Origin of the sequence: Burkholderia sp. Bp8998 (assembly GCF_003854235.1) — a bacterium.
In the GTDB taxonomy this organism is placed as follows: Bacteria; Pseudomonadota; Gammaproteobacteria; order Burkholderiales; family Burkholderiaceae; genus Burkholderia.
In genome coordinates this window covers 67,319-73,922 of sequence record NZ_QTQF01000038.1, presented here as the reverse complement: position 1 = coordinate 73,922, position 6,604 = coordinate 67,319, and the positions used below count along the sequence as shown (strand labels likewise).

Sequence of the window (6,604 nt, the reverse complement as noted above, 5' to 3'; positions counted from 1 at the left end):
CGATCGATCGACTGCACGCCGAACGCCATCTGCGGCTGCTGGTCGATGAAGATCAGCTGGCTGTTCTGCGGGGTGAGTACTTCAAGTTTCGGGTTGCTCATGGCGTGAATCATCCTGTGAACGAAAAGAGGGGCCGGCCTCGCCGCGAACGCGGGAGGACTCGAGTCGGTGTCGCGCCGGGTCGGCGCCGTCCGGCTCCAATTATTTAAACTGCAATCCTGCAGGACGAACACCCAAAAACTGGAATCACTCGGATTCCAGAATAGGCGGGCAAACAAGGGCAATCCGCCCTTTTTTTCTTCACGTAAACCCGATACGCTTCCAGGACCGCGACGACGCATGCGTCGCCAGCCATCATCCGATCACGAGACGCCCATCATGAAATCCTATGTCCTGTCGCTGCTCGCCGGCATCCTCGCCGGCGTCATCTACGGCGCGATCGGCGTGAACTCGCCGGCGCCGCCGATCATCGCACTCGTCGGGCTGCTCGGCATGCTCGCCGGCGAGCAGATCCTGCCCGTCGCGCGGCGCATGCTCGCGGGTCACCGGCTGAACGCCGCATGGCGCGACGCGAAGTGCAGCCAGCACATGTTCGGCGCGCTGCCGGGCGGCAGCACGAACGAACACAAGCCGTCGTGACGCGTACGCCCCGCATCGGCCGCTCGCGCCGCGCATGAGCAACGTCGAGCTGTTCCATTACCTGCTGCTGTTGATCTGCGGCGCAGGCGCGCTCACGTGGCTCGCGGAGCGGATCGCGATTCCGCCGGCCGTCGTGCTGCTGCTCGGCGGCTGCGTGGTGGCCATCGCGGGCAAGCGCACGCCCGACATGGACCCGGCGCTGCTGCTCGCGGCCGTGCTGCCGCCGCTGCTGATGTCGAGCGGCTTCTATACGGCGTGGAAGGAATTCCGGCACGAGCTCGCATCGATCGCGTCGCTCGCGCTCGGTGCGGTGGTGTTCACGACGATTGCGGTCGCGCTCGCCGTGCGTGCGGCCAATCCGGCGCTGCCGTGGGCCGCGTGCTTCACGCTCGGCGCGATCGTGTCGCCGCCCGACGCGGTCGCCGCGAAGGCGATCCTGCAGCGCCATCCGCTGCCCGCGCGACTCGTTGCGGTGCTCGAAGGCGAAAGCCTGGTCAACGATGCATCGGGCCTGCTGCTGTATCAGATGGCCGTCTCGGCGGCGCTCGCCGTCACGATCACGACCGCGAGCGCCACCGGCCTGTTCTTCTCGCTCACGCTGATCGGCATCGCGGTCGGCCTCGCGTGCGGCCATGCGATGTGCTGGGTGCTGCGGCGCCTGCGCGAGCCGATGCTCGGTATCGTCGTGACCTTCGCGATGGCGTGGGGCAGCTACGGGATCGCGGAAGCCGTGCACGGCTCGGGCGTGCTGTCGGTCGTGACGTGCGGCCTCGTGCTCGGCGTGCGCCAGCATCGCGTGTTCGACGCCGACATGCGAATCAAGGCGAAGGCGACCTGGGAAGCGATCGTGTTCGTGCTCGACGCGCTCGTGTTCATCCTGATCGGCCTCGCGCTGCACGCGATCCTCGCCGGCGTGAACCACGAAGGCGCGGTGCTGATGGCCGGCCTGCGCGTCGCGCTGCCGGCGACGGCCGCCGCGATCGCCGCGCGCGTCGTGTGGGTGTTCGTCGCGATGTGGCTGCCGGGCCGCCTGCGCGCGCCGCGCACGGGCCATGCGCCGTGGTCGTGGCGCGAGGCCGTCGTGCTCGGCTGGTCCGGCATGCGCGGCGTCGTGAGCCTCGCCGCCGCGATCGCGCTGCCGAGCAACTTCCCCGGCCGCGACCTGATCCTGTTCAGCACGTTCCTGCTGATCATCGCGACGCTGGTCGTGCAGGGCGGCACGCTCGCGCCGCTGATCCGCGTGCTGAAGCTGCGCCCGGCCGCGCGGCACACGATGTCCGAGCACGCGGTGCGCGCGTATACGTTCGGTGCGGCGCTCGCGGAGCTCGATGCGCGCGAGCAGCGCGGCTCGACCCTCGAACGCGCATCGCTCGACCGGCTGCTGACCGAATACCGGAGCCGCGTCGCGTTGAACGAGCGCGCGCACCGCGACGGCGCGGAACCGGCGGACGTGCGTGCGCGGATGCTGCGCGTCGAGCTCGAGCTGGTCGGCGTGTCGCGCGACGCGCTGCTCGACCTGCATCGTGACGGCCGGGTCGACGACGCGGTGCTGCACCGCATAGAATCCGAGCTGGATTTCGAGGAACTGCGGCTGCAGCGTCTGCTCGAACCCTGACGTCCGGCAATGCGGCCGGGCGCCGGCCCTCCTCTTTTCCCCACATGGAATTGCATTGACGTCCTCTTCCGCCTAAAGGCCTGGGATTCCCACACCTGGCGATGCACGTCCGCATCGGAGAATGTTCAGCGCAGCGTTGATATCACGATCATGCACGACACCACAGTCACTGCAGGCCCACGCTCTTATTCTCAGTCCCGCGATACCTTTCGGCCGCGTTGTGCTGTCTTTCGACCCGCACGCCGAACAGGACTGGGTGGAACCGCTTTCGTCGACTTCCTCGAACGTGACTCCGTGCGCGATCGCCTTGTAACGGAGCTTGTTCCGGAAGGACGACCAGGATGCGTCGTAGACGCTCTTCGCCATCCCGGTTCTGGCGAGCTTCGCGGCCGACACGTTGCCGATCGCGATGTAATCGAAACGCCGCACCAGATCGAGTGCGAGCTTGTGCTGGAAATCGGCACGGGCATTCGCGACCTTGGCGTGCAACTTCGCGATATGTCGTTTGTGCTTTCGCGCCCGTTGCGCTTTCGCGAGCTTCTCGGCCGCGCATCGACCGAACCGATCGTTAGGCAGCTTCTCGCCCGTCGAAAGTGTCGCGAAGTCTTTCAGACCGAGATCGATGCCGACACCCGAACGAATCGGGCGAGCCTGAACATCGGGCATTTCAATCGCGATGTTGAGAAACCAGTTGCCGCGTGCATCCTGCGCAAAGTTGGTTCCGTCCTTGATCTTGCCTTCGGGAAGCGGTCGGCTGTTGAACACGCGAAAGGTGTTGCCGCCAAAGCGAAACGCGTCGCCCTCGCGCTTCAGGTCTCGGCCCTTCAGCGGTACCCAGCCGAGCGATTTCCTGCCGCGATAGCGCAGGTAAGGCCGACGGTGCTGACTGCGCGACTTCGCGTATTGCTCGCACGTCGCGTTGATCGTGCCGGAGTGGATACCGAGCGCCTTGCTGCTCCCAGCCGTCAGCACGTTCAGATCGAATCCCGTCGGCCACTTCTTGCTCCACTTGAGCGCGTGCTTCTGCGTATCGTTGCAGAAGTTCCAGACGTAGTTCACCGCACGGCTCTGCTTGTTGAGCAGTCCGTTGAGCGACTTCACGCGGTAGCGGTAGACAAGGATCATGCTGGTGATCCTAACCCGTGGAAGAAGCTGCCTGTCAACAGCACACCTTTCCTTCCCGCCATTCGCCCCGAAGGAAGTCCCCTTGGGGGAAATGGCGGGGTTTCTCGGAGCAAATTCTGATGAGCGAAATCACTGTCGAAGCGAGCATCGGCTCGGTCGATTACCTGGTCCATTTCACCGACGGCGTCCATCAGTGGCGCGCCGACGAACCCGCGTCGCTCGGCGGCGGCGATTCCGCACCGACACCCGTCGCGCTGCTGCTGTCGAGCCTCGGTGCATGCACCGCGATCACGCTGAAGATGTATGCGCAACGCAAGGGCTGGCCGCTCGCCGAAGTGCACGTGAAACTCGCGCACGAATCGGGCAGCGCGGGCAGCACGATCATGCGCCGCATCACGCTCGACGGCGACCTGTCGAACGAGCAGCGCGAACGCCTGCTGCAGATCGCGAATGCGTGCCCGGTGCACAAGATCCTCACGCACCCGATCGCGATCGACACGGCCATCGCCTGACGCATCGCCCTTCGACCACGAGACCTTCACCATGTCAGCATCGATCAAGACCCTGCTCACGCCGCGCGAGAGCGACATCGGCAACCTCGTCGTGCGCCGCGTGCTGCCCGCGCGCGCCGCGCGCCTCGTCGGCCCGTTCATCTTCTTCGACGAGATGGGGCCGGCCGTCCTGCCGGCCGGCAGCGGCATCGACGTGCTGCCGCATCCGCACATCGGCCTCGCGACCGTCACCTACCTGTTCGACGGCACGCTGATGCATCACGACAGCCTCGGCTTCCGGCAGAAGATCGTGCCCGGCGACGTGAACTGGATGACGGCCGGGCGCGGCATCGTCCACTCCGAGCGTTCGCCCGACGAGGACCGCCCGCATGCCCAGCCGGTGCACGGGATCCAGACCTGGGTCGCGCTGCCGGTCGAGCACGAGGACACCGCGCCCGCGTTCGTGCATCACGCGGCCGACACGCTGCCGTCGTTCACGCGCGACGGCACGAGCGTGCGCGTGATCGCGGGCACCGCGTTCGGCCTCGCGTCGCCGGTCGCCGTGTTCTCGCCGACCCTCTATGCGTACGCGGAATTCACCGCGGACGGGCAACTCGCGCTCGATGCGGAACACGACGAGCGCGGCGTGTATCTCGTCGACGGCGACCTCACGATCGCCGGCGCACCGCTCGCCCCCGCGACGATGGCCGTGCTCGAGCCCGGCGCGAGCGTCGCGCTCGCCAGCGCGAACGGCGCGCGCGTGATGCTGCTCGGCGGTGCGCACCTGCCGGGCGAGCGGTTCATCGAGTGGAATTTCGTGTCGAGCGAGCGCGCGAAGATCGAGGCGGCCCGCAACGCGTGGGCCGCGCAGACCTTCGGCAAGGTGCCCGGCGAAGAAAACGAGTGGACGCGCCAGCCGGAGCGCAAGGCGAAGTAAGTCGGTCGGACGATCGACGCGGCGGCCGGCATTCACGCCGGCCGCCGTGCGTTTACGGCTTCAATCCCATCAGCTTCGCCAGCACCGGCCAGCGGTCGAGGGATTCGACGAACGCGCGCCGCGCCTGCTCGTCGACGTAGCGTGCCGGATCCAGCGCGGGCAGATGCCGCGCGAGGCCGAGCACGTCGTTCGGTTGCGACAGGCGATCGTCGTCGCCTTCGCCGATATTTACTGTTCGTCGATCCATACACCGTCCGGGGTCTTGACCGCATAGCCCGCGGTCGTCTGCATCGTCACCGTGCCCTCGTTCTCGCCGACCATCCGCGTGCGCGGCAGGTCGGCCGCGTATTGCGCGAGCGTCACGCCGGGCTTGAACGGGCTGTTCGACACGAGGTTCGACAGCAGCTGCGCGAGCGCGAGGAAGCTCGTCGGCTGGTCGATCACGGTCGTCGTGCCGTGATTGCCGGTGAAGCCGACGAGCCGCACGCCGACCGGCCCGTGGACGATGCGCGGCGTCGGAATCTCGCGCAGGCCGGCCACCTGGTTCTTGTCGCCGCGCAGCGCGGCGCCGTGCTCGGGCACGAACACGATCACCGCGCGCCGGCCCGACTGCGCGATCAGGTCGGCGAGCCGGTCGAAATCGTTCATCAGCCTGGTCACGCGCTGCGGATACGAATCGATGCTGGTGAGCGAACTGCCCACCACGCGGTTGCCGTCGTGCAGGCTGATCGTGTTGTAGTACAGCGCGACCGGGCCCGGCACCGATGCGCGCTGCGCGTACCAGTTCGCGAGCGTGCCGTAGTCGTCCTTGATCGCCGAGCCGTCGAACGCATGCATCGCGACCGGCGCGGCGGCGTTCGAGATCATCGGCGCGTCGGGCACGCCGATGTTGTCGTGAATGACCTGCAGAAAGTTGTCGAAGTGGCCGTCGTGGTTCAGCAGCGACTGCACCGTGTAACCGGCGGACGCGAGTTGCGAGAACAGGTAGCACTGCTGCGGCGCGCTCTTGTACAGGTCCGCGTGCGCTTCCTGTCCGCAGCTTGCGCGCAGCACGCGGATCGCGGCCGGGCCGCTGTAGCTCGCCGCCGTGCTGAAGTTGTTGAACAGGTAGTCGAAGTGGCTCAGCATCGGGTGATTGCGCACCTTCGCGGCATCGAGGTCGTCCCACGACAGCGAGCAGACGTGCAGCACGATCACGTCGAACTGCGCGGACGGATCGTTGCCGAGACGACCGAACGCGACCTGTCGCTGCGACTCCTGCGCGCGGAACGTCGCGAGCGCCGCGTTGTGATCCTCGGGCTGGCCGGCGCGCGCACCCGTCGCGTCGGCCTGTTGCGGGAGCGGCGCGACGACGCGCGCCATCAGCCCGTTGCCGGCCTGCCACAGCGGCATCACGATCAACGCGGCGAGCACGAAGGTCGCGACGCGCACCCAGCGGTTGACGATGAAATAGGCGATCAGCGCGCCCGCCACCGTCAGCACCAGCACCGGCGGCAACAGGCGCGGCAGCAGTTCCATCCAGTAGTCGATGCGGAACGTGCTGACCTCGCGCGCGGCTTCGGCGAGGCGCGCGAGCGGCGGCGCATGCAGTTCGCGCGCGAGCAGCGGCACGGCGATCGCGATCGCGACGAGTTGCCGCACGATGCGCCATACGCGCTTCCGGATCGGCGCGCTCGCCGCGAGCACCAGCGCGAACGCGAGGTTCGCGAGCCACAGCGGCTCCAGGTGGCCGGTCGCGTACAGCGCGAACTTCAGGATGAAATACAGATTCCAGAACGTCATCTAAACCACTCCGTG

General features: G+C 67.2%; 7 protein-coding genes and 1 pseudogene. 4 read left to right on the top strand and 4 right to left on the bottom strand.

The window, feature by feature from the left end; genetic code table 11:
* Positions 1 to 101, bottom strand: a pseudogene (locus DIE06_RS29770) (hydrolase); the annotation flags it as partial.
* Between the two features lie 277 nt (positions 102 to 378).
* Between DIE06_RS29770 and DIE06_RS29765 the strand changes: the two are divergent.
* Positions 379 to 639 carry a XapX domain-containing protein gene (locus tag DIE06_RS29765; RefSeq protein WP_124664475.1) on the top strand — a complete coding sequence of 87 codons (261 nt, stop codon included), beginning with the start codon at positions 379 to 381 and terminating at the stop codon, positions 637 to 639.
* A gap of 34 nt (positions 640 to 673) precedes the next feature.
* On the top strand, positions 674 to 2,254 hold the full coding sequence (locus tag DIE06_RS29760; RefSeq protein WP_124664474.1) for a Na+/H+ antiporter: 1,581 nt from the start codon (positions 674 to 676) through the stop codon (positions 2,252 to 2,254).
* Positions 2,255 to 2,326: 72 nt separating this feature from the next.
* Here the strand turns inward: DIE06_RS29760 and DIE06_RS29755 are convergent, their stop codons facing one another.
* Positions 2,327 to 3,379: an RNA-guided endonuclease TnpB family protein gene (locus tag DIE06_RS29755; RefSeq protein WP_124664473.1), complete on the bottom strand. Its 1,053-nt coding sequence runs from the start codon at positions 3,377 to 3,379 to the stop codon at positions 2,327 to 2,329.
* A 119-nt stretch (positions 3,380 to 3,498) separates the two neighbouring features.
* Here DIE06_RS29755 and DIE06_RS29750 point away from each other — a divergent pair, with 119 nt between their 5' ends.
* Both DIE06_RS29750 and DIE06_RS29745 read left to right on the top strand, forming a co-directional pair.
* The gene (locus tag DIE06_RS29750) at positions 3,499 to 3,891 is read left to right on the top strand and encodes an OsmC family protein (protein WP_124664472.1); all 393 of its coding nucleotides are present in this window, start codon (positions 3,499 to 3,501) and stop codon (positions 3,889 to 3,891) included.
* 31 nt (positions 3,892 to 3,922) lie between these two features.
* On the top strand, positions 3,923 to 4,807 hold the full coding sequence (locus DIE06_RS29745) for a pirin family protein (RefSeq protein ID WP_124664471.1): 885 nt from the start codon (positions 3,923 to 3,925) through the stop codon (positions 4,805 to 4,807).
* A 52-nt stretch (positions 4,808 to 4,859) separates the two neighbouring features.
* Here DIE06_RS29745 and DIE06_RS29740 read toward each other — a convergent pair whose 3' ends face one another.
* Positions 4,860 to 5,054, bottom strand: coding sequence for a hypothetical protein (locus DIE06_RS29740; protein WP_124664470.1), 195 nt, complete (start codon positions 5,052 to 5,054; stop codon positions 4,860 to 4,862).
* Positions 5,036 to 6,589: a cellulose biosynthesis protein BcsG gene (bcsG, locus tag DIE06_RS29735; RefSeq protein ID WP_124664469.1), complete on the bottom strand. Its 1,554-nt coding sequence runs from the start codon at positions 6,587 to 6,589 to the stop codon at positions 5,036 to 5,038. The genes DIE06_RS29740 and bcsG overlap by 19 nt, the downstream gene beginning before the upstream one ends.
* Positions 6,590 to 6,604: the final 15 nt, after the last annotated feature.